This window comes from Massilia sp. Bi118 (genome assembly GCF_918697865.1).
GTDB lineage: Bacteria > Pseudomonadota > Gammaproteobacteria > Burkholderiales > Burkholderiaceae_D > Telluria.
Genome location: NZ_CAKKMV010000014.1, coordinates 82,861 through 104,173, shown reverse-complemented (window position 1 = coordinate 104,173; position 21,313 = coordinate 82,861). Strand labels below are relative to the sequence as shown.

The following is a 21,313-nucleotide window of genomic DNA, read 5'->3' as shown; positions in this document are numbered from 1 at the left end:
GGGGGCCTCAAAACGAACGTGCCCGCCTTAATCGGGGCGCTGGTGCGCGCGGCGTTGTAAAGCTTCGCCGATCATGACCAGCACCGGGCCGTGGGCGGTCTCGAGGCCGTGGGCCAGGTCCGCTAGGGTCAGGCGCAGGATGCGCTGGTCGGGACGGCTGCAGTTTTCGATGACGACCACCGGCAGCTCGGGCCGGCGACCCAGCGCCAGCAGGCGCTCGGCGGTGGCGGCGGCTTCGCGCCCGCCCATGTACTGCACCATGGTGTCGGTTGCCGGCAAGGCCGCATGTTCAGGCTCGTCCGGCGCCGTGCTGGAAGTGAAGAAGGCGACGCTGCGCGCCACGCCGCGCTTGGTGAGCGGCTGCTTCGTCGCTGCTGCCGCGGCCACCGCGGTGGTGATGCCGGGGACGACTTCGACTTCGATGCCGGCTTCCTCGAGCGCGCGCAGTTCTTCGTCGGCGCGGCCGAACAGCATCGGGTCGCCGCCTTTCAGGCGTACCACCATTCCATAGCGCCGCGCGCAATCGACCAGCTGTTCGTTGATGTGGACCTGGGCGGTGGAGCGCTGGCCGGAGCGCTTGCCGACCGAGATCTTCTCGGCCTGGGCGCAGAGTTCCAGCATCTCGGGGGTGACCAGGGCGTCGTAGAGCACGACGTCGGCCTGCGCCAGCAGGCGCGCGCCGCGTACGGTGATGAGGTCAGCTGCGCCGGGACCGGCGCCGATTAGATAGACTTTTCCCAGCACCGGCATACTTTCCTTTCACGTACGTCGTCCCCGCGGAGGCGGGGACCCAAGTTCCGCGCGTTTCGTTAGCTCATGCAAACTTGGGTTCCCGCCTGCGCGGGAACGACGGTCAGATACGAATCATACCTGCTGCAACGGTCTGGTGCGTCACTTCATCGATCAGGATGAAGGCGCCCGTCGCCCGGATATCCTCATAAGCATCCGCCGCCAGCGGCTGCTGCACCGCCAGCTCGATACGCGCGATGTCGTTCAGCTTCAGGCCCTCGGCAGCATGGCGCTGCTGGGTATTCACGTCCAGGATGTTCTCGATCGCCTTCACCTTGGCCATGGTCTGGCGGGTGCCATGCTTGATCCAGTATTTGCGGCGCACGTCCAGCGGCTCGTCGGCCATCCAGCAGACGTCGGCCTTGACCTGCTTGAGCAGGGTGGCCGGCTGCGCGGCGCCGGCCAGCACGTCGCCGCGGGAGATGTCCACGTATTCGTTCAGCAGCAGGGTGATCGACTGGCCGGCCACCGCGGTTTGCAGGGGGCCGTCGAAGGTCTGGATTTCCCTGACCGTGGCTTCGACGCCGGACGGCTGCACCACCAGCTTGTCGCCGACGGACACCTTGCCCGACTCGATGCGGCCCATGTAGCCGCGGAAGTCGTTCGCTTCGTGGCCGTTGTGGCGAGCCACCAGCTGCACCGGGAAGCGGAAGGGCGCGTCGTGGGCTTCGTCGTAGACGCTGATGGATTCCAGCAGCTCGATCAGGGTCGGCCCTTCGTACCAGGCCATGTTGTCGCCGCGTTCGACCACGTTGTCGCCGGCCAGCGCCGACAGCGGGATCGCGGTGATGTCCTTCAGGCCCAGGCTGTTGGCAAATTCCGTGTAGGCGCCGACGATGCGGTCGTAGACGCCGCGGTCGTAATTCACCAGGTCCATCTTGTTGACGGCCACGATCACGTGCTCGATCTGCAGCAGCCTTGCGATGGTCGAGTGGCGTTTCGTTTGCGTCAGGAGCTCCACGGAGCCGTCATCGCCCAGCTTCACTTTCGAGACGTCGACCAGGATGATCACGGCGTCCGCGGTCGAGGCGCCGGTCACCATGTTGCGGGTGTACTGCTCGTGGCCCGGCGTGTCGGCGATGATGAACTTGCGCTTCGGCGTGGCGAAGTAGCGGTAGGCCACGTCGATGGTGATGCCCTGTTCGCGTTCCGCTTCCAGGCCGTCGGTCAGCAGCGACAGGTCGATGGTGTCGCCCACGGTGCGCTTGTGCCTGGAGCGTGAGACGGCGGCCAGCTGGTCCGCGAAGATGCCCTTGCTGTCGTACAGCAGGCGGCCGATCAGGGTGCTCTTGCCGTCGTCGACGGAGCCGGCGGTGATGAAGCGCAGCAGGGCCTTGCCGCCGGGGGCTGCAAGGCGGCCGGACTGGTCGGCGGCGTGGTTCAAGTTTTCAGAGACGGCGTTCATCAGAAATATCCTTGCTTCTTGCGTTTTTCCATCGACGCTTCCGAGGTCTGGTCGTCCATGCGGGTGGCGCCGCGCTCGGTGATCTGGGTGATCGCAGTTTCGGCGATGATGTCGAGCGGATTCGCGGCGGTCGAGGCCACCGGGCAGGTGCAGGAGATGTCGCCGACGGTACGGAAGCGGACCGTTTGCGTTTCGACCGTTTCGCCTTCGCGTGCCGGGGTAAGCGGGGTCAGCGGCACCAGCAGGCCGTTGCGCGGGATCACCTGGCGCTCGTGCGCGTAATAGATAGGCGGCAGCGCCAGCTTTTCGCGGGCAATGTACTGCCAGACGTCCAGTTCCGTCCAGTTAGAGATCGGGAACACGCGCATGTTCTCGCCGGCGTGGACGCGGGTGTTATACAGGTCCCACAGTTCAGGGCGCTGGGCTTTCGGATCCCACTGGCCGAATTCGTCGCGGAAGGAGAAGATGCGTTCCTTGGCGCGGGCCTTTTCCTCGTCGCGGCGGGCGCCGCCGATACAGGCGTCGAAGCCGTGTTCGGCGATGGTTTCCAGCAGGGTCACGGCCTGGGCCGCGTTGCGCGAGTCGGTGGCCGGATTGCGCAGGCGCACCGTGCCCTTCTTGATCGAGTCCTCGACCGAGCCGACGATCAGGCGCTCACCCAGTTCCGCCACGCGCGCATCGCGGAAGGCGATCACTTCGTCGAAGTTGTGGCCGGTGTCGATGTGGACCAGCGGGAAGGGGAATTTACCCGGGCGGAAGGCCTTTTCGGCCAGGCGCAGCAGCACCACGGAATCCTTGCCGCCCGAGAACAGCAGGGCAGGGTTGCTGCACTCGGCCGCCACTTCGCGCAGGATGTGGATCGCTTCCGATTCGAGGGCGTCGAGGTGGCGCGCGTTCACGTCGCCAAGCGTCCGAGGGGTATCAGTAAAAGTCGTCATGATGACTGTGCCTGTTTTACAGTGGAAGGCGCTCAGGCCGCCACGGATTTGATTCGAATTAACTTGCCGTCGACCAGGTGCAGGCCGCACTCCTTGGATTCCGGATTCTCCCACCACCAGCGGCCGGCGCGGACGTCCTCGCCCGGCTGGATCGCGCGGGTGCAGGGCTCGCAGCCGATCGACGGGTAACCGCGCTCGTGCAGGCTGTTGAAGGGCACATTGTTATCGCGGATATATTGCCACACATCCTGCTCGGACCAGTCGGCCAGCGGGTTGAATTTGGCCATGCCGTGGGCCGCGTCATCTTCCTGCACGGCCAGCTCGGCGCGGGTGCTCGACTGGGCGCGGCGCTGGCCGGTGATCCAGGCCTGCTTGCCGGCAAGGGCGCGCCCGAGCGGCTCGACCTTGCGCACGCGGCAGCATTCCTTGCGCATCTCGACGCTGTCGTAGAAGGCGTTCAGGCCGTTCTTCGCCACGTATTGCTCGACCAGCTCCGGCTGCGGACGGTAGAGTTCGATGTCGTGGCCGTAATGGGCTTTGACCTTGTCCAGCACTTCCAGGGTTTCCTTGTGCAGGCGGCCGGTCTCCAGCGAGAAGATGGCTATCGGCAGGCCGGCCTTCAGGATCAGGTCGGTCAGGACCATGTCCTCGGCAGCCAGGCTGGAGGCGAACACGGCCGGTGTAAAGTCGCGCGCAATGCGCTCGAGGATGCCGCGGGTTTCTTCCACGCGTGCGTGCAGGTCGCTCATCTTCTTTCCTTGACCTCAGATGCCCGCGCCGACGTCGCTGTGCTCCAGCGGCATATCGCGCTGCTGGCGGCGGAACAGGGGCAGTGCCTGGTCCACCGAGCCCTGGTAGGTTTCGGAGAACACGGTCAGGCCCTTCAGCGCGTCGTGGATACTGCGGTCCTGGCGCGTCGCGTAGGCATCGAAGCCGCAGCGCTGCATCTGGAACAATTGGTCGCGCAGCACGTCGCCGATCGCGCGCAGCTCGCCCGTATAGCCGAGGCGCTTGCGCAGGTTGAAGGCGATCGAGTAGCCGCGGCCGTCGCTGAACTTCGGGAAGTCGATGGCGAGCACGGCGAATTGGCCCAGCTCGTCCTTGACGGTGCTGGCCAGCTCGTCGGAGGCGAACCAGATGCCGATCTCGCCATTTGCGCCGGCGCGTTTCGACAGCGTCTCGCGCTGCGCCTGCCAGACCTTCAGCGGCACGATAAGCTTGCCGGCCGGGACCTCGACGGTTTCCGGCGCATCGCCCTCGTCGAGGCGCAGCACCCGCCAGTCGTCGGCGACGACCTCGCGGCCCTTGATGATCTGGGCGTGGTGTTGAATATTAGGCATATTGATCTTCTCCGACAGCCAGTTCACCGGCCGGAATCGGCGTGGCATACACATGTTCCTTGAATGGCGCAATGCCGAGACGCTGGGCGACGTCGACGAAGCGCTCGCCCTCGACGCGCTCGCGCAGGTAGACGTCGAGCAGGCGCTGCACGACTTCCGGCATCTGCGCGGCCGAGAACGAGGGGCCGATGATCTTGCCGAGCGCTGCCTGGTTGCCCTGGGCGCCGCCGATCGACACCTGGTACCACTCGGCGCCGTCCTTGTCGACGCCCAGCACGCCGATGTGGCCGACGTGGTGGTGGCCGCAGGCGTTGATGCAGCCCGAGATGTTCAGTTCGATGTCGCCGATGTCGTGCTGGTAATCGATGTCGTCGAAGCGCTGGGCGATGGCGGCCGCGATCGGGATCGATTTCGCATTCGCCAGCGAGCAGTAGTCGCCGCCCGGGCAGGAGATGATGTCGGTCAGCAGGCCGATGTTCGGCGTCGCCAGGCCTTTCGACTTGGCCAGCTGCCAGACGTCGAACAGCTTGCCCTGCTCGACGTCGGCCAGCACCAGGTTCTGCTCGTGGGTCACGCGCAGTTCGCCGAAGCTGTAGCGGTCGGCCAGGTCGGCCACGAAGTCCATCTGCTCGGCGGTGGCGTCGCCCGGCGGCACGCCGGTCTTCTTCAGCGACAGCACGACCGAAGCATAGCCCGGGATCTTGTGCGGCTTGACGTTGCGCTGGAGCCAGTTAGCGAAGGCCTTGTTGTCTTCATGGCCGGCGCGCGGATCGATGCTCTCGAGCTGCGCGTACTGCGGCGGGTTGAACCAGGCGGCGACGCGGTCGACTTCCTCGCGGGTCAGGGTCTCCGGGCCGTCCTTGAGGTCGGCGAATTCCTGTTCGACCAGGCGCGCGAACTCTTCCGGGCCGGTGGCTTTCACCAGGATCTTGATGCGGGCCTTGAATTTGTTGTCGCGGCGGCCGAACTGGTTGTACACGCGCATGACGGCCTGTGTGTAGGTCAGCAGGTGCTGCCAGGGCACGAATTCGTTGATGACGCTGCCGATGATGGGAGTACGGCCCAGGCCGCCGCCAACCATGAACTTGAAGCCGACTTCGCCGGCTTCGTTGCGCACCGCGGTCAGGCCGATATCGTGCACGGCAATGGCCGCGCGGTCGGCGACGGCGCCGTTGACGGCGATCTTGAACTTGCGGGGCAGGGCGATGAATTCGGGGTGGAAGGTGCTCCACTGGCGGATGATCTCGCAGAACGGACGTGGATCGATGATCTCGTCCGCCGCCACGCCGGCGAACTGGTCGGTGGTGGTGTTGCGGATGCAGTTGCCCGAGGTCTGGATCGAGTGCATTTCCACCGAAGCCAGGTCGGTCAAGATGTCCGGGGTCTGCTCCAGCTCGATCCAGTTGAACTGGATGTTCTGGCGGGTCGTGAAGTGGCCGTAGCCGCGGTCGTAGGTGCGGGCGATGTGGGCGAACATGCGCAGCTGCCTGGTCGACAGCAGGCCATAGGGCACCGCGATGCGCAGCATATAGGCATGGCGCTGCATGTACAGGCCGTTCTGCAGGCGCAGCGGCAGGAATTCTTCTTCGGTCAGCTCATCGTTGAGGCGGCGCTGGACCTGGTCGCGGTATTGGGCGATGCGTTCGCGGACGATGAGGTGGTCGTATTGGTCGTAACGGTACATGTTTGGGATCCGCAGGGTCGGTAGACTATGTGGAATCTTAATAAAATGGCGTCTTATTCCAAACTACTGAGAATTTATTTGCTTATATGAGCCTGAGGTATAAGCATCCTTGTAAAATGTCGCCAAGGCTTCTTCTAAGATAAAAAGGGCAATGAACCTACACCAATTACGCTTCGTTCGGGAAGCGGTCCGCCAGAACTTCAACCTGACCGACGCCGCCAAGGCGCTGTTCACCTCCCAGCCGGGCGTGTCCAAGGCCATCATCGAGCTCGAGGAAGAGCTCGGGGTCGACATCTTCACCCGCCATGGCAAGCGCATCCGCGGCCTGACCGAGCCGGGCCGCCTGGTGCTGGAATCCGTCGAGCTGATCATGCAGGAGATCGACAGCCTCAAGCGGATCGGCAAGGAATACGCGGCCCAGGACAGCGGCAGCTTCACCATTGCCACCACGCACACCCAGGCGCGCTACATGCTGCCGAAGGTGGTGCAGGCCTTCATGGTGAAGTTCCCGAAAGTCCGCCTGTCCCTGCTGCAGGGCAATCCGCGCCAGATCGCCGACATGGTCAAGAACGACCAGGCCGACCTGGCCATCGCCACCGAGTCGATCGCCGCCGTCGACGGCCTGATCACGCTGCCTTGCTACCAGTGGGAACACGTGCTGGTGGTGCCGCACGAACACGCACTGACGCGCTCGAAGGCAATTTCGCTGGAAGAGATTGCGGGTTACCCGCTGATCACCTACGATGCCGCCTTCGCCGGCCGCAGCAAGATCGACCACGCCTTCGAACTGCGCAACCTCAAGCCGGACGTGCTGCTGGAAGCGATCGACGCCGACGTCATCAAGACCTATGTCGAGCTGGGCATGGGCGTGGGCATCATCGCCGGCATGGCTTTCGATCCGGAACGCGACCGCAACCTGCGGGCGATTCCCGTCGGCCAGCTGTTCGGCATGAACGTCTCGCGCGTGGCGGTGAAGCAGGGCGCCTATTTGCGCAGCTATATTTATACTTTCATCGAGCTGCTCGCGCCTGTGCTCAACCGCAAGATGGTCGAGTCGGCAATGCGCGGGACCAGCGACAACTACGAGCTGTAACATGAATCACAACGAACACGACGATTACGAAGACTACGACGACGAAGATTACGAGGACGACGGCGAGGGCCTCTCGGACCGCGATGCCGACCTGGCGGACGTGCGCGAGCAGGTCGCGCAGCTGACCGACGGCCTCCAGACCCTGACCCTGACCGGCGATGAGGGTGTGGTGCCGGCCATCCCGGACGACGTCGCCGGCTGTGGCGCGGTGGTCGCGGAGTTCTGCTGGTCGCGCCTGAAGCGCGACGAGCAGGATGCTTTCCTGGCGAAGCTGAAGAAGGCGTCGGGCAAGGATGCGCTGCTGGTGCTGCTGGACGAGATCTATGTGGAAGGGACCAGCAATACGGTGGCGCGTACCGATTTGCAGGGGAATACCTACGAGATCGTGACGACCGAAGATGGCCAGCGCGTCGAGCGGCCGATGAGTTATCCGACCGATAGCGCGCTGCGCAAGCGTCTGGCGAATGCGGCGAAGGAGATCCGGGTGGCGCGCTGGGAGTATTTCTGGGTGGTGACTTGCAAGTTTAAATAATTGTAAATTCTATCAAAGGGCAGCAGGTTCAATCTCGCCGCCTCCGTCAGTACTTCCTTAGCCGTTGATTCGTCGACGGCTTTTTCACGTCTCGGGCACCGAACCTAGCTTTCTGTCTCAAACGACGACCCAAGCTGATCATAGGCAGCTGTCAGCGCATCCTGTCAATATATTGCAAAGATACGAAATCCTTTTACTTTCGGGTAGTAGGGCCGGTAGATCTGTAGTGCTAGTTCCGTTTTAAAGAATTTGTCACCGCCGCCAAGCTGTGGCCACCGCAGCGTCGATTTGATTCATCAAAGCGGTTTATTTAAAGATTAGCCAAGGCGGCAGCTCGCAAGGAATTGCTCAAAGATTTCTAGGGCGATGTTCACGCCGGCAAAGTTCAGTTAGTGCCGTCCGGCGCTTTAATAAATACGCCAGCTGTACAACCGGCACCTGCTCGTGGCTCGCCGGTGGTTGGGATAGAGCGCCTGCCTCACAGATAAAAAGCGCCGGTATCGCTGTAGGGGGCACTCGGAAAATCCTCTGAAGCGCTGCCATATAATCGACTGAAGTTGCTATTTCCTGATCGAATAAATCCAATGCTTTGAGGCAAAGTTCACGAATGCTTTGCAGATATTCGTCTATTAAAGGTACTAGTAAGAACTCATCAGATAGAGCTGCGATTTCTACGCGGAGATTTTTCCAATTGAAACCGCTATCTAAAAGCGGAGCGCGCTCTAAAGTAAGCCCTACGGAAAAACTCATTGGAGCGCCTTCCGCACCTCTTTCGCCGAAAAGCCCAAAGTTTGATATTGGCAAACTCAAGTGTTGTGAAAAATTTCGCAGTTCGTACATGAATCTGTATCCGAATTTACTTGCATGCTCCGACCGACGTGATTCGTTCCAGATCTTTGCTTGTTTCGAGTCCTTGCCAAATGTTCGACCGATACGTGTTTCGGTCTGCGCCAAAAATGCACTTGCAGAAGCGAGAAAATTTGTTACCGTTTGTACAGCATTTACAAGACCATGCATTGAAAGCTCAGAAATAGTAGCCACCTGCGATTTCGCTGTGTTTATTTGCTCTGTTAAAACTGCGCTCGAAGAAAAAATACTTTGGTAATTTTTCTCTACAACGTCTTCAGCGACCATAACGGGCTGCAAAACGAAGATCGTCGATGTTATTTTTTCAAATTCTTCAAGATTTTCGGGTGTCCAGACTTGTGAATAAACGTGAAAATCGAGCGATCTATTTGACCGCTCTTCATAGTAGCCAAACCTACGTACTTTTTCTTTTTCTTTCAAGTCAGTCTCCGTAATGGGAGGTCCCGAATAAAAACTCTTTTTTCTATTCTGCAGTACAATGGTTGTGATTTGGGTATTTTAGAGGCGACGTTGAGTAAGCACAAGATAACTTAAGTATTAATTTTAGGTGAATGAGCCTATCATCCTCAACTTAGAGGATTCTTTACAATGGCAGTCAGATTTGGCGTATCAGTGCTAGCATTGCAAGTGGTATTGAAAATGGGAAGCTTGCGCCGGTCAGATCAGGTGTAACGTTGAAGAATCAAAGACATAGGAACTTTTGCGGTCGAGGATCCGGTTCCCGTTACTTCCTTGAAGATAGCGTGAGCTATTTTTGACGAACGTTTCCTCTTGAGTATTACCTATTTTTCGCATCGACTTTCTGCCATCTACTTGATCTCCAGAAAAGCTTGAGTTGACTCCCGCTAAGCCCTCTCGATCAGCTTGACGCAACAATGCGCTCTTGGTCACGACACATCAACCCAAGGAGCAAAGCATGGCAATCGACGTTTACCTGCAAATCGATGGCATCAAGGGCGAGTCGCAAGACGACAAGCATAAGGACTGGATCGAGGTCACCGGCGTCCACTGGGGAATCCACCAGCCGCGGAGCGCAACGGCATCAACCGGTGGCGGTCACACTGCCGAGCGGGTCGAGATGTCCGACGTAGCCTTTTCCAAGTTGGCCGATCTGTCCAGCCCGATCCTGGCGCAGACCTGCGCAGCCGGGAAGACGATCCCCAAGGCCAAGTTCGAGTTCTTCCGTGCGGACGGTAACGGCGACCGTGTGAAGTACTTCGAAGTCGAACTGGACAACGTCCTGATTGGCATGGTCAAGCCGCATATGGGCGGGGAGGAGTCGTTTTTGACCGAGAACGTCAACCTCAAGTATTCCAAAATCAAGTGGAAGTACACCCAGCAGAAGATCGGCGGGGGTGGCGGCGGTAACACTGCCGGCGGCTGGGATCTGGCAACGAATAAGATCGCCTGAGGTCTGTCATGCCTGTCGATTTGGAGAAATTCGTCAAGCATCTACGCGATCACGCGGACAAGGGGCCTCCCGGCAAAGGCCGATGCGGCCATTACGTTCGGAAGGCGCTACAGGCTGGCGGAGCCGAGTTTTATGGTCAGTATCCTCCAACCGGGAAGGAGTACGGCCCAGCCTTGGAAATGTTGGGCTTCCATGAAATCACCGTTAAAGACCCCGACAAGTTCAACTTTGTCAAAGGCGATGTGATGGTCATGGACCCTTACAAAGGCAGCAAGAACAATGCGGGCCATGTCGCGGGCTACGATGGTAAAGACTGGATTTCAGACTTTGTTCAGAAGGATTTCTGGGCTGGGCAAGCTTACCGTACACAAAGGCCACACTATGCTGTCTACCGTTACTAAAAAACTGCTCGCGGTCCTGTTGTTCGCCGTGATCGGCAACAGTGCGGACGCTGCACCAAGTAACCGCCCGCCACGCTTCTTGCAGGAGCCAGTCCTTGGTTTGCGCCTGGAACTCACTGGACTGAAGCTCGATCCATTACCGGAGAATGTGCGCGCCATGTGCGGGCAGGTCGCAGATGACGACACATGGACGGGCCGGGTCTGGATCGTTGCAGAAGCGAAGGACGCGGCGGCAACCTACTATGTCCTAGCCGGCTACTTCAAGCGCCGTAATCCTGGGCCGGGAGAAAGTCTATATGACACCGATTCCCAAGGAGGGGTTTACACGATAAAAGGTAGCAAGTGTGGAGGCGATCCGGCGCGTGAGGTATTTGATACACGGGATTTTAACGAGACTCCACAGCCAGTCCTGCAGCAGCTGGCCAACGATCTCGCCATAAGACTTATAAAGGCAATGGGTGGTGCGGATCGGTTGCGAGCTGAACTCAAGGGCCAGCGCATTGATTTCAACCAGCTTTCTCCAGAATTGCAAGTGGCGTTCAAACCATACTTTGGGCAGATGAAGTAGTTTGATTGCGCTTGCTGCGACAACGAAAAACGCGGCGCAGGAATCAATTCCTGCGCCGCGGTCATTTCAGGCTACGCGATCAGAAGCTGTGCCGCAAACCCACCGAGAACACATCCGGATCCTTGCCCAGCAAAGTCGCGGCCGGCGCAATGGTCACCGACGAAGAGCTCAGCCCGAACACGCCGCTGCCATTGTTGTCCAGGGAAGCATAGCTGGCGTAGAGATTGGTGCGCTTCGACAGCGAGTAGCTGTAGGCCAGCGCCCAGCTGTTGCCGCGGGCGGCGCCCTGTTCTTGGCGCTGGTAGTTGGCGTACACGCGGTGCGGGCCGAAGGGCATCGAACCGCCCAGGTTGGTCTGCTTGTACTTGGCCGAACCTTCGCGGTCGGCGGCCAGGTAGTTGCCCTTGATCTCGAAGCCGCCCAGCTGGTCGAACTTGTAGCCGGCGCCGAAGGCGGTTTCCTTGTCTTCGTCGGCGGGGACGCGGTTGATGGTGTGATAGGCCGCGCCCAGGTAGAGGCCACCCAGCGTGTATTCGGCGCCGACGCCTTTCAGGTCGCCCGACGGGGTGTTGGCGGCGGTGACTTCGCCGGCGGCGTAGGCGGCCAGCAGCTTGAAGCCGTTCCAGGACGGCGATTTGTAGTTGACCGAGTTGGCCAGGCGGCGGGTCAGGCGGTTGCTGGTGAAGGCCGACAGGTTGCTGCCGTAGAAACCCTGGCCGAAGGCGTCGGTGGCGCCGGCGACGGCGGCGATCGGCGAGTATTCGCGGCCCAGGGTCAGGCTGCCGAAGCCGCCTTCGAGGCCGACCACGGCGCGGCGGCCGAACAGGGCGGAGTCGCCGGCGCCGGTGTCGATCGCGGTGCCCGCTTCCAGGTTGAACATGGCTTTCAGACCATTACCCAGGTCCTCGGTACCGCGGAAGCCGAAGCGGCTGCTCGACTGGTTGCCCGAGTTGACCACGGTGGTGCGGCCTTCCGGGCCGCCGGTGTCCTGGGACGAAATGGCGGCATCGAGGATACCGTAGATGGTCACGTTGGTCTGGGCGGCGGCGAACAGCGGGGTTGCGGCGGCGAAGGTAACCGCGATCGCGGCGGCCAGGCGTTTGGCTTGCATTCAGAACTCTCCAAGTAGATGACGAAACAGGTCGAAACGCGTCGCATCTTATCGAAGAGATATGTCGGTTTGATGACAGAACGAAAGATTGATTAAACGGTATGCCCGTGCACCGGTACAACGATGTCGATGCGCGTGCCGGGCGGCTCGTCGGAGGTGATACTGATTTCGCCATTCATGGCCCAGACCCGTTCGCGCATGCCGATCAGGCCCAGGGACTCGGCCTTTTCCATGTCCTCGGGGCGGATGCCGCGGCCGTCGTCGCGGATCGTGATCAGGAGCTCGCTGTTCGAGCGGAACAGATTCATGGTGACGGCGCTGGCCTCGGCGTGGCGCGCGATGTTGGTCAGCGCCTCCTGCACCATGCGGAAGATGGCCGTGCTGGCGCTGTCGTCGAGGCGCAGCTCGGCTTCGTCGGCGAGCAGGGTGGTGGGGATGTTGTAGCGCTCGACGAAATCGTCGCGCAGGCCTTTGAGGGCGAAATACAGTCCGCCTTCGTCGAGCGCGCGCGGGCGCAGGTTGGTGGCGATGCGGCGCAGCGAGGCGATCGCCGTCAGCAGGTTCTGCTCCATGCCGGCCATCAGGCGCAGGCTGTCCTCGGAGGTGCCGTCGGCCTGCTGCAGCAGGGTCAGGTCCATGCGCAGCGAGGCCAGGATCTGGCCGAGGTCGTCGTGCAGCTCGCGGGCGATATGGGTGCGCTCTTCTTCGCGGATGGTCTGGAGCGCGGCCGACAGCTGGCGCAGCTGGTCGTGCGAGCGCGTCAGCTTTTCCTGCACCCGCTTGCGTTCGGAGACGTCGCGCATGATCACGGTGTAGAAGGGCGCACCTTCGTTGGCGCGCGAGATCGAGCCTTCGATGGGGAAGCGCTGGCCGTCGGCGCGCAGGCCGGTGACGGCGTAATCGGTGGAACGGCGGCCGGCGCGGCCGCTGCCGGCGCGGAAGTATTCGAGCAGCTCTTCCGGCTCGGCCTTGGCCGACTCGACGAAGCGCGCCAGCGGGCTGCCGATCATGGCCTCGACCGTGGTGCCGAACAGCGCGGCGGCGGCCGGGTTGGCCATGACGATGGTATAGCTGCCGTCGGCGGAGACGATGGCATCGTTGGCGTCCTGGACGATCTGGCGGCTGGCCGGCACGGTGTCTGGGTCTCCGGAGGGTTCGCTGCCCAGCCGGCGGCCCGCCGCGAGCCCGATCAGGAAGCAGGTCGCGGCCCAGGCGGTCGAGCGAAGGCGCTGTCGATTCATGGGTGCCAGTAAAAAACAACCCGCGAGGCGGGTCCGGCATCTACCTTACTCGGCAGCGCTTCGCCAGGACTTGATTTACATCTGCTTGAACAAATGCAGGAAGCTGCGGCTGACTTCGAGCTTGTCCGGGCGGCCCTTGATAAGGACCAGGTGGCGGCCGCGGATGTCGCGGGTCACGCCTTCGATGGCGTTGACGTTGACCAGGGTCGCGCGGTGGATCTGCCAGAACAGCGAAGGGTCGAGTTCGTCGGCCAGGTCGCGCACCGGCTTCCTGATCAAGGCTTCGAATTTCTCGGTCTGCACGCAGGTGTACTTTTCGTCGGAGCGGAAGAACAGGATTTCCTCGACCGGGATCATGCGCAGGTCCTGGCCGATGCTGGCCTGGATCCATTGCAGGTATTTCGGCTTCGGCGCGGCGATTTTCTCGGCCAGTTGCGACAGCATGGCGGTGACGGTGTCGCTGACGTTGGCGGAGGCGCTTGCGCCGGCGCCGCTCGGCGCTGCCAGGCGCTCCTTCAGGCGCTCGACCGTGACCTGCAGGCGCTCCGGCTCCGGCGGTTTCAGCACGTAGTCGATGGCGCCGCGCTCGAAGGCCTCGACTGCGTACTGGTCGTAAGCGGTCACGAACACGATCTGGCTGGCGTCGCCGATGTCGCGCGCTGCTTCCATCCCGGTCTTGCCCGGCATGCGGATGTCGAGAAAGGTCAGGTCGGGTTTCAGCGCGGCGACCAGCTGCACGGCTTCATCGCCGTTCTTGGCCTCGCCGACGATTTCCAGTTCCGGCCACACCTGGGACAGGCGGGTACGGAGCAGGTCGCGCATCAGTCTTTCGTCGTCGGCAATGATTGCTGTAGGCATGGCTGGAAGAGGTAAAAGAAAGAGTGACGATTATTCAACGAAATCGGGTAGCAGGCAATAGGCTCGTCCTTACAACTTATTTCGAGGCCAGCTGGTAGGGGACTTCGATGGTGGCGATCACCCCGCTCGGGATGTTGGCGGCGATGTGCAGCTGGCCGGCGTCGCCGTGCAGCAGCTTGAGGCGTTCGCGGATGTTCGACAGGCCGAGCCCGGTACCTTTGCTGGGCACCACGCCGAAGCCGACGCCGTCGTCGGCCACCGTCACGCGCAGCTTGCTGTCGGCGATTTCCGCCGTCACCGCCAGATGGCCGCCGTCGGGCTTGGTTTCCAGGCCGTGCTTGATCGCATTCTCGACCATCGATTGCAGCATCATCGGCGGGAAGGCCGCGCCGCGCAGGGCGTCCGGGATCTGCAGTTCGACCGTCAGGCGCTCTTCCATGCGCATCTTGAGCAGGTCCAGATAAGAGGTGACCATGTCCACCTCGCGCCCGAGGCTGGTGGTCAGGTTGGCGTCGCGCATCTGCGGAATCACGGCGCGCAGGTACTGGATCAGGGTGCGCTGCATGGCCGAGGCGCGCGGCGGGTCGGTCTCGATCAGGTGCTCGACCGAGGCCAGGGTGTTGAACAGGAAGTGCGGCTCCACCTGGGCCTGCATGGCCGCCATCCGCGCCTCCGACAACTGGCGCTGCATGGATTCGCGCTCGGCCGCCTGGGTGGCGCTCTGCATCTCGGCTTCCGCGCGCTTCTTGCCGCTCATCAGGGCCTTGGTGCCGAACAGGGCCATCACCAGCAGCCAGACGAAGCTGGTGAACCAGGTCGACGCCTGCTTGTGGTAGCTCCTCGCCTTGGCTTCGGCGGCATCGTCGACTTCCGCCTCGATCGCGTCGGACAGCGCTTCACCGATCTGCGGCGGCAGGTCGATATGGACTTCGCCGCCGTTCGCACCGCGCACCAGCTTGGCGCCGATGGCCTTGCTGTTTACGGGCGGAACGGGCGTGGCGGGCGTTGCGGGCGGCGCTTCGTCGGCGTTGTTTGCCGCCTCGTTCGCCTTCTTTTCCGCTTCCGCCGCGGCCTTGCCCGCCTGCTCGGCCTGCTTCAGGGCGTCCGCGGAAACAGCGGCGGCCGCCGCTTCGGCGGCTTTCCGGGCATCGGCATCCTCCTCGTTGCCGCGCCGCTTGGCGCGCGGGCTGATGCGGATGCCGCTGTCGTCGATCGTGATGGCCGGCTCGGACTTGCGCGCGCTGCGCTCGATCACCGGATCTTCTTCGCCGCCCGAGAACAGCTCGTCCTGCAGGATCTGCCCGGCCACCAGCATCAGCGCGGCGAACAGAAAGAACTTCCACCATGACAGGCGCGTTACCCAGGTCGCGACCGCGTCGAACGCGTGGTAAAGCCACGACAGGGTGTTGGAAAAAGATTGCTGGGTCGAACGCCGGGTCTGCATGGAGCTCTTCGTTATTAAACGGTAATTTGCGAGTGTAACCGCTGAGGATCCATCTCAGCGGAAAACACCATCTGTGGTCCCAGCGTCACTGTTGGGATGTTGCAACTTTAATTCCTTGCCGCCGCCATAGCCAGAGGAATGCGACAGCCTGCAGGATCAGCGCCCTGGATTGCAGCCGGCGTGCAAATGCAGCTTTGAAAGATGCAAAATTGCAAGGTATGATGGACCACGCCCTGGTTGCGCCAGCCCATTATTCGTTCTTCATGAAATGAAAGGGTAAAGCACATGTCTGCCGTTCCCCAACGCTACCGCCTCGTCACCCGCAGCGACTTCGACGGCCTGGTCTGCGCCGTTTTGCTGAAGCACCTGGACCTGATCGATGACATCCTGTTCGTCCACCCGAAGGACATGCAGGACGGGAAGATCGCGATCAGCCAGCGCGATATCACCACCAATCTGCCCTACGTGGCCGGCGCCCACCTGGCCTTCGACCACCATCTCTCGGAAACCATCCGCATCGGCGGGCGCCGCGAGAACCACGTGATCGACCCCAGGGCGCCCTCTGCGGCCCGGGTGGTCTACGACTACTACGGCGGCACGCGCGCCTTCCCCTCGGCCTGGCGCGGCATGATGGACGCCGTCGACAAGGCCGATGCCGCACAATTCTCGCGCGAGGAGATCCTGGATCCGCAGGGCTGGAACCTGCTGAATTTCCTGATGGACGCGCGCACCGGCCTGGGCCGTTTCCACGATTTCCGCATCTCGAACTACCAGCTGATGATGGACCTGATCGGCCATTGCCGCACTCTCGGCATCGAGCAGATCATGCAGCTGCCCGACGTGCGTGAGCGCACCGCGCTGTACCTGGAGCACAACGAACTGTGCAGGCAGCAGATCCGCCGCTGCGCCCAGGTCCACAAGAACCTGGTGGTGCTCGATCTGCGCGAAGAAAAGACGATCTTCGCCGCCAACCGCTTCCTGATCTACGCGCTGTTCCCGGAGACGAACATCTCGATCCACGTGCTGTGGGGCCTGAAGAACCAGAACACCGTGTTCGCCACCGGCAAATCGATCCTGAACCGCAGCTCGAACACCAACATCGGCGCGCTGATGCTGGAGTATGGCGGAGGCGGGCATGAGAATGCGGGGACTTGCCAGGTGTCGAATGAGATGGCGGAGGATGTGCTGGGGGCACTGATCCAGCGGATTACTTCCGAAGGATGACGGGTCAGGCCGGTTGGTGAGACCTTAACATTTGTTGAGCCGCATCCGCATCCAGCGGCTCACTGAACCAGATCCCCTGAAACTGGTCGCAGCCATGCGACTTCAAAAAGTCCATCTGCGGCCGTGTTTCCACCGCTTCGCCCACCACCTCCATGTTCAGGTTGTGCCCGATGTCGATCAGGCTTTTCACCAGGGCGCTGGTGCCGTCGGCAATGCCGTGCACGGTGTGGCGCGACAGCTTGACCTGGCTGGCTTCGAGCTGCTGCAGGTAGGCGAGGTCGCACAGGCCGGCGCCGAAGCCGTCCACCGACAGGCAGACGCCGAGCGCGCGCAGCTGGCGGGCGACGTCGCGGCCGAGGGCGGGATTGCGCAGCAGGCCGTCGATAGGCAGGTCGAGCTGCAGGCTGTCGGCCGGGAGGGTGTAGCGCGCCAGCATGGCTGCCAGCTTGTCGACGAAGTCGCCCTGGCTGTATTCGCGGTAGGACACGTTGACCGTGACGGGCACGTCGTGCACCCCGCCCTGGCGCAGCCGGGCGGCGAAGGTGCAGGCATGGTCCAGCACGCGCCGGCCGATCGGCACGATGACGCCGTTTTCCTCGGCCTCGGCCAGGAAGCGGCTGGGCGGCAGCACGCCCTGTTCCGGGTGGCGCCAGCGCAGCAGGGCCTCGAAGCCCATCACCTTGCCGGTGCGTAGCGAGACGTGCGGCTGGTAGAGCAGGAACAGCTCGTCGTTCTCGAGCGCGTGCTTCAGGTCTTCCTCGAGCTTGCGCTTGGCGTCGTTACTCGATCGCATGTCGGCCGAGAAGAAATGCACGTCGTTGTGGCCATTGCCCTTGCCGTGGTACATGGCAACGTCGGCCGCGCGCACCAGCTCGGTGGCGGTGGTGCCGTCGTGCGGGTAGAGCGCAACGCCGACGCTGGCCCCGACCGCGATCTCGCGGCCGTTGAAGGACACCGGAATCGCAAAGCTCTGGCGCAGCCGCTCGACCATGCGCAGGGTGAAGCGCAGCGAGGGCTGGTTCGCCAGCACCAGCACGAATTCGTCGCCGGACATGCGCGCCACCGTGTCGCTGTCGCGCACCGAGGCCTGCAGGCGCCGCGCCACCACCTTCAGCACCACGTCGCCGGCCTCGTGTCCCAGGGTGTCGTTGATGGTCTTGAAGTTGTTCAGGTCGATCAGCACGGTGGCCACCAGCGATTTCTGGCGCTGCGCCATGTGCACCGCCTGGTCGAGCCGGTCCCACAGCAGGTTGCGGTTGGCCAGCCCGGTCAGCGGGTCGTGGTTGACCTCGTGTTCGAGGTGGGCGGTGCGCAGCATGGCCGCGGTGACGTCGTTGATGACGCCGATGAAGTGGGTGACCGTGCCGTGCTCGTCGTGGACCGGGGTGATGTTCAGGTCGTTCCAGAACAGCTCGCCGTTCTTGCGCAGGTTGCGCAGCACCACGTTGACCGAGCGTTGCGCCGAGATCGCCTCGTGCAGCTCGGCGCGCTCGCCCGTGTCCATGCCGGGCGCGGCCATGAAGCGCGGGTCGCGGCCCACCACTTCCGCGGCGGAATAGCCACTGATGCGCTCGAAGGCCGGGTTGACGTATTCGATCGGGTTGTCCGGGCCCTCGCTGCGGGCGATCACGATGCCGTTGCTGGCCGCGTGCAGGGCGCGTTCGCGCAGGTTCAGCTGCTCCTCGCGCTGGCGCCGTTCGCCGATGTCGATGCCGATCCCGAACACGTAATGGCCGCCGTTGCAGTGGACCCGGGTGCCGCACAGCAGCACTGGGATCTCCTTGCCGCTGCGCGCCACGTACTCGACTTCCAGCTTCACCTCTTTGCCTTCGTCGAGCACGCGGCGGATGGCGTCATTGAGCAGGGGGCGCTGTTCCAGGTCTAGCAGGTCGGGCGCGCGCGCGGCCGCCAGTTCTTCCGGCGCCATGCCGGTCAGGCGTTCCAGGTTACGGTTCCACAGCACGAAGCGGCCCTCGCGGTTGAGGGCATAGAAGGTGCCGGGGAAGAGGTCGACCACGGCCGACAGCGGGGTGCGGGCGACATGCTCGGATTCGGGCGCGCCGCGCTCGAATTCGGTGGTGACGGCGACGGCGCAGCCGAGCAGCCGGCCGGCAGCGTCGATTTGCGGCGCCAGCGCCAGCGTGGCGGAGAAGACGCGATTGTCGCAGCAGCGCAGGTCGGCGTTCAGCTGGGCGCCTTCGGGATGCTGGACCAGGGCGGCCCAGCCGGCGGTCCAGGCGTCGCGCGCGCTGGCGACGAACAGGCCGGTGACGGGACGGCCGAGAGCGCCATCGGCGGGCATGCCGAACAGGGCTTCGCAGCCCGCATTCCAGGTAATGATGTTGCCCGCATCGTCCGTCAGGAAGACGGCGTGCGCGGGCGGATCGGTGTCGAACATCGGGGTTCCCATGCAAGGCCAACCGCTGTTGGACAGCGGTTCACGGGAACCGTTCCGTGAAGAATATCAGGCGGCGGCTTCGGCGCGCGGGGGCAGGGCGAGCTGGTTGTCGACGCTGAACTGGTAGTCCTTGAACACGTGCTCGGCAGACAGGATCTGGTAGCTGCCGTCGGCCAGCTTGTGGGTCGTGTCCTTCAGGCGCCAGGTGGTCGAGCCGCAGGTCCAGCAGTTGAAGTTGCGCATATGGGTGCACAGGCAGGTCTTGTCGAAGACCTTGATGTCCTTCGAACCCGGATTCGCCTGCACCTCGCGGTTGTACGAGTTGATGTAGGCGCAGTTGCCGGTCGCGTCCAGCAGGTAGCCGTAGGACTCGCAGCCCGGGCGGATGCCGGAACCGATCGCCGGGGTCTGCTTCAGCATGCGCATCGGATAGCCGGTCGGCGAAACGCCGTTGACGATGATGTCTTCCTCGCTGGCGCGGTAGTATTCCTGCTTGACGTCGTCAGGCAGGCCGCACTCGCGGGTCACGGTGAAGCGGGTCGCCACCTGCACGCCGCCGGCGCCTTTTTCGAGGAAACTCACCGCATCGCTGCCGGTGAAGATGCCGCCCGCGGCGATCAGCGGGATGTCCAGGTTTTCCGCCTTCATGTACGCATGGATCTCGTCCATGATGGTGTGCAGGTCGTACTGCTGCCAGTCGTCGATGCCGAAGCCGAGGTGGCCGCCGGCCAGCGGGCCTTCGACGATGATGTAGTCGGGATTGCGGTTCAGGCGCGAGACCTTGCGCAGGAACAGCTGCAGCGCGCGCACCGAGGACACGATGATGCCCAGCTTGGCTTCGCGGAAGCGCGAGTGGTCCTTGATCAGATCGAACGAACCCAGGTGCAGGCCGGCCGACATGGTGATGCCGTCGATGCCGGCGTCGAGCGCGGCCGACAGGCGGGTGCGCAGGGTTTCCTTCGGCGCGTTCATGGTCAGCTTTTCCATGCAGTTCACGAAGATCAGGCCATCGCCTTTCTTCGCCTGCATGGTCGCGCCCACGTGCAGGCGGGTCGCCTCGGCCAGGCGCTCGAGGTCGAACTGGACCACCGACTTGTCCATGTTGTTGATGTTGAACTTGTAGAGCTTGGTCTTTTCCTTGACGAAGCTCGTATCGAACTTGCGGTCCGACACATCAGGCACCATCGCATCGGAAATGTGGCCAATCCCGCCGAGGCGCGCCGCCTCCAGCGCAAGTTCGGAGGTCGAGATATCGACTCCCATTCCGCCGATCATGATGGGCACATATTCCTTGCCACCCAAGCGCAGGCGGAAATCATCTACACGTTTCATTGCATTCCTTAACAGCCATAGACTTATCGCCCGCCATTTTACCGCAGGAGAGGGGCTTTACAGAGGGCCATTTACCGCACGGTCGTGCGCTAACGGCCCGGCTTTCCGGCTCAGTCGCGGAAGTTGTTGAAGGCGAGCGGCAGATCCTGGACATCCTTGCGCAACATGGCGATGGCTTCCTGCAGGGTATCGCGATCCTTGCCGGTGACGCGCACGGATTCGCCCTGGATCGAGGCCTGCACCTTCATCTTGCTTTCCTTGACCAGCTTGGTGATCTTCTTGGCGTCCTCGCTCTCGATGCCGTTACGCACCTTGATCACCTGCTTGACCTTGTCGCCGCCGATCTTCTCGATCTTGCCTTCGTCCAGGAAGCGGACGTCGACCTTGCGCTTGGTCATCTTGTTCAGCAGGACGTCCTTCACCTGGGAGATCTGGAAATCGGAATCGCCGAACAGGGTGATTTCCTTGTCCTTCTGCTCGACCTTGGCCGAGGTGCCCTTGAAATCGAAGCGGGTCTCGATTTCCTTGCTCGAGTTTTCGACCGCGTTCTTCACTTCGACCATGTCCGCTTCGCAGACGACGTCAAACGATGGCATCGTAATTCCTTCTTTTATATGGTGACAGATGGCGATATTGTAACGGACCGCTGCCGCGGTGGCGCGAGTTTCCCTCTATAA

General features: G+C 62.3%; 20 protein-coding genes. 6 read left to right on the top strand and 14 right to left on the bottom strand.

Annotation, left to right across the window (positions count from 1 at the left end; translation table 11 throughout):
* Positions 1–27: 27 nt before the first annotated feature.
* The 6 genes from cobA to LQV39_RS20055 all read right to left on the bottom strand — a co-directional run bounded on the left by cobA (position 28) and on the right by LQV39_RS20055 (position 6,156).
* Positions 28–750, bottom strand: a complete 723-nt coding sequence (gene cobA, locus LQV39_RS20080; protein WP_230028197.1) for a uroporphyrinogen-III C-methyltransferase — start codon at positions 748–750, stop codon at positions 28–30.
* A 103-nt stretch (positions 751–853) separates the two neighbouring features.
* Positions 854–2,194, bottom strand: coding sequence for a sulfate adenylyltransferase subunit 1 (locus LQV39_RS20075; RefSeq protein ID WP_230028190.1), 1,341 nt, complete (start codon positions 2,192–2,194; stop codon positions 854–856).
* Complete coding sequence (gene cysD / locus LQV39_RS20070; RefSeq protein WP_230028184.1) at positions 2,194–3,132, bottom strand: sulfate adenylyltransferase subunit CysD; 939 nt, start codon at positions 3,130–3,132, stop codon at positions 2,194–2,196. Before cysD ends, LQV39_RS20075 begins: the two co-directional genes overlap by 1 nt.
* Positions 3,133–3,164: 32 nt before the next feature.
* Positions 3,165–3,881 carry a phosphoadenylyl-sulfate reductase gene (locus tag LQV39_RS20065; protein WP_230028178.1) on the bottom strand — a complete coding sequence of 239 codons (717 nt, stop codon included), beginning with the start codon at positions 3,879–3,881 and terminating at the stop codon, positions 3,165–3,167.
* Between the two features lie 15 nt (positions 3,882–3,896).
* Positions 3,897–4,472, bottom strand: a complete 576-nt coding sequence (locus LQV39_RS20060; RefSeq protein WP_230028170.1) for a DUF934 domain-containing protein — start codon at positions 4,470–4,472, stop codon at positions 3,897–3,899.
* Positions 4,465–6,156, bottom strand: a complete 1,692-nt coding sequence (locus LQV39_RS20055) for a nitrite/sulfite reductase (RefSeq protein WP_230028153.1) — start codon at positions 6,154–6,156, stop codon at positions 4,465–4,467. The genes LQV39_RS20060 and LQV39_RS20055 overlap by 8 nt, the downstream gene beginning before the upstream one ends.
* A 151-nt stretch (positions 6,157–6,307) precedes the next feature.
* Between LQV39_RS20055 and LQV39_RS20050 the strand changes: the two genes are divergently transcribed.
* Positions 6,308–7,249, top strand: coding sequence for a CysB family HTH-type transcriptional regulator (locus LQV39_RS20050; protein ID WP_230028146.1), 942 nt, complete (start codon positions 6,308–6,310; stop codon positions 7,247–7,249).
* A gap of 1 nt (position 7,250) precedes the next feature.
* Complete coding sequence (locus LQV39_RS20045; RefSeq protein WP_230028136.1) at positions 7,251–7,781, top strand: hypothetical protein; 531 nt, start codon at positions 7,251–7,253, stop codon at positions 7,779–7,781.
* A gap of 348 nt (positions 7,782–8,129) precedes the next feature.
* Here LQV39_RS20045 and LQV39_RS20040 read toward each other — a convergent pair whose 3' ends face one another.
* Positions 8,130–9,068 carry a hypothetical protein gene (locus LQV39_RS20040; RefSeq protein WP_230028133.1) on the bottom strand — a complete coding sequence of 313 codons (939 nt, stop codon included), beginning with the start codon at positions 9,066–9,068 and terminating at the stop codon, positions 8,130–8,132.
* A gap of 496 nt (positions 9,069–9,564) precedes the next feature.
* On the opposite strand from LQV39_RS20040, the gene LQV39_RS20035 reads away from it, so the two are divergent.
* The 3 genes from LQV39_RS20035 to LQV39_RS20025 are packed head-to-tail and all read left to right on the top strand — an operon-like array spanning position 9,565 to position 11,028.
* Complete coding sequence (locus LQV39_RS20035; protein WP_230028131.1) at positions 9,565–10,059, top strand: type VI secretion system tube protein Hcp; 495 nt, start codon at positions 9,565–9,567, stop codon at positions 10,057–10,059.
* Positions 10,060–10,067: 8 nt separating this feature from the next.
* Positions 10,068–10,460, top strand: a complete 393-nt coding sequence (locus LQV39_RS20030) for a hypothetical protein (RefSeq protein WP_230028128.1) — start codon at positions 10,068–10,070, stop codon at positions 10,458–10,460.
* Complete coding sequence (locus tag LQV39_RS20025; RefSeq protein WP_230028126.1) at positions 10,441–11,028, top strand: hypothetical protein; 588 nt, start codon at positions 10,441–10,443, stop codon at positions 11,026–11,028. The genes LQV39_RS20030 and LQV39_RS20025 overlap by 20 nt, the downstream gene beginning before the upstream one ends.
* Positions 11,029–11,107: 79 nt before the next feature.
* Here LQV39_RS20025 and LQV39_RS20020 read toward each other — a convergent pair whose 3' ends face one another.
* The 4 genes from LQV39_RS20020 to LQV39_RS20005 form a co-directional block, all read right to left on the bottom strand.
* Entirely contained in the window at positions 11,108–12,139 is a 1,032-nt protein-coding gene (locus LQV39_RS20020) for a porin (RefSeq protein ID WP_230028122.1), read from the bottom strand.
* A gap of 92 nt (positions 12,140–12,231) precedes the next feature.
* Complete coding sequence (locus LQV39_RS20015; protein ID WP_230028120.1) at positions 12,232–13,380, bottom strand: PAS domain-containing sensor histidine kinase; 1,149 nt, start codon at positions 13,378–13,380, stop codon at positions 12,232–12,234.
* Between the two features lie 75 nt (positions 13,381–13,455).
* Positions 13,456–14,238: a LytTR family DNA-binding domain-containing protein gene (locus LQV39_RS20010; protein ID WP_230028118.1), complete on the bottom strand. Its 783-nt coding sequence runs from the start codon at positions 14,236–14,238 to the stop codon at positions 13,456–13,458.
* Between the two features lie 76 nt (positions 14,239–14,314).
* Positions 14,315–15,682, bottom strand: coding sequence for a sensor histidine kinase (locus tag LQV39_RS20005; protein WP_230028116.1), 1,368 nt, complete (start codon positions 15,680–15,682; stop codon positions 14,315–14,317).
* A 285-nt stretch (positions 15,683–15,967) separates the two neighbouring features.
* Between LQV39_RS20005 and LQV39_RS20000 the strand changes: the two genes are divergently transcribed.
* On the top strand, positions 15,968–16,906 hold the full coding sequence (locus LQV39_RS20000; protein ID WP_230028113.1) for an exopolyphosphatase: 939 nt from the start codon (positions 15,968–15,970) through the stop codon (positions 16,904–16,906).
* Between the two features lie 4 nt (positions 16,907–16,910).
* Here the strand turns inward: LQV39_RS20000 and LQV39_RS19995 are convergent, their stop codons facing one another.
* The 3 genes from LQV39_RS19995 to LQV39_RS19985 form a co-directional block, all read right to left on the bottom strand.
* Positions 16,911–19,304 carry an EAL domain-containing protein gene (locus tag LQV39_RS19995; protein ID WP_230028112.1) on the bottom strand — a complete coding sequence of 798 codons (2,394 nt, stop codon included), beginning with the start codon at positions 19,302–19,304 and terminating at the stop codon, positions 16,911–16,913.
* Positions 19,305–19,370: 66 nt separating this feature from the next.
* Entirely contained in the window at positions 19,371–20,636 is a 1,266-nt protein-coding gene (locus LQV39_RS19990; protein WP_230028109.1) for a nitronate monooxygenase, read from the bottom strand.
* Positions 20,637–20,746: 110 nt separating this feature from the next.
* Positions 20,747–21,232 (bottom strand): YajQ family cyclic di-GMP-binding protein, encoded by a 486-nt coding sequence (locus LQV39_RS19985; protein ID WP_230028107.1) that lies wholly within the window; start codon positions 21,230–21,232, stop codon positions 20,747–20,749.
* Between the last annotated feature and the right edge of the window lie 81 nt (positions 21,233–21,313).

Coding starts and splice junctions, on each gene's coding strand:
- cobA (WP_230028197.1), bottom strand. CDS start 750: ATGCCGGTGCTGGGAAAAGTCTATCTAATCGGCGCCGGTCCCGGCGCA.
- LQV39_RS20075 (WP_230028190.1), bottom strand. CDS start 2,194: ATGAACGCCGTCTCTGAAAACTTGAACCACGCCGCCGACCAGTCCGGC.
- cysD (WP_230028184.1), bottom strand. CDS start 3,132: ATGACGACTTTTACTGATACCCCTCGGACGCTTGGCGACGTGAACGCG.
- LQV39_RS20065 (WP_230028178.1), bottom strand. CDS start 3,881: ATGAGCGACCTGCACGCACGCGTGGAAGAAACCCGCGGCATCCTCGAG.
- LQV39_RS20060 (WP_230028170.1), bottom strand. CDS start 4,472: ATGCCTAATATTCAACACCACGCCCAGATCATCAAGGGCCGCGAGGTC.
- LQV39_RS20055 (WP_230028153.1), bottom strand. CDS start 6,156: ATGTACCGTTACGACCAATACGACCACCTCATCGTCCGCGAACGCATC.
- LQV39_RS20050 (WP_230028146.1), top strand. CDS start 6,308: ATGAACCTACACCAATTACGCTTCGTTCGGGAAGCGGTCCGCCAGAAC.
- LQV39_RS20045 (WP_230028136.1), top strand. CDS start 7,251: ATGAATCACAACGAACACGACGATTACGAAGACTACGACGACGAAGAT.
- LQV39_RS20035 (WP_230028131.1), top strand. CDS start 9,565: ATGGCAATCGACGTTTACCTGCAAATCGATGGCATCAAGGGCGAGTCG.
- LQV39_RS20030 (WP_230028128.1), top strand. CDS start 10,068: ATGCCTGTCGATTTGGAGAAATTCGTCAAGCATCTACGCGATCACGCG.
- LQV39_RS20025 (WP_230028126.1), top strand. CDS start 10,441: ATGCTGTCTACCGTTACTAAAAAACTGCTCGCGGTCCTGTTGTTCGCC.
- LQV39_RS20020 (WP_230028122.1), bottom strand. CDS start 12,139: ATGCAAGCCAAACGCCTGGCCGCCGCGATCGCGGTTACCTTCGCCGCC.
- LQV39_RS20015 (WP_230028120.1), bottom strand. CDS start 13,380: ATGAATCGACAGCGCCTTCGCTCGACCGCCTGGGCCGCGACCTGCTTC.
- LQV39_RS20010 (WP_230028118.1), bottom strand. CDS start 14,238: ATGCCTACAGCAATCATTGCCGACGACGAAAGACTGATGCGCGACCTG.
- LQV39_RS20005 (WP_230028116.1), bottom strand. CDS start 15,682: ATGCAGACCCGGCGTTCGACCCAGCAATCTTTTTCCAACACCCTGTCG.
- LQV39_RS20000 (WP_230028113.1), top strand. CDS start 15,968: ATGTCTGCCGTTCCCCAACGCTACCGCCTCGTCACCCGCAGCGACTTC.
- LQV39_RS19995 (WP_230028112.1), bottom strand. CDS start 19,304: ATGTTCGACACCGATCCGCCCGCGCACGCCGTCTTCCTGACGGACGAT.
- LQV39_RS19990 (WP_230028109.1), bottom strand. CDS start 20,636: ATGAAACGTGTAGATGATTTCCGCCTGCGCTTGGGTGGCAAGGAATAT.
- LQV39_RS19985 (WP_230028107.1), bottom strand. CDS start 21,232: ATGCCATCGTTTGACGTCGTCTGCGAAGCGGACATGGTCGAAGTGAAG.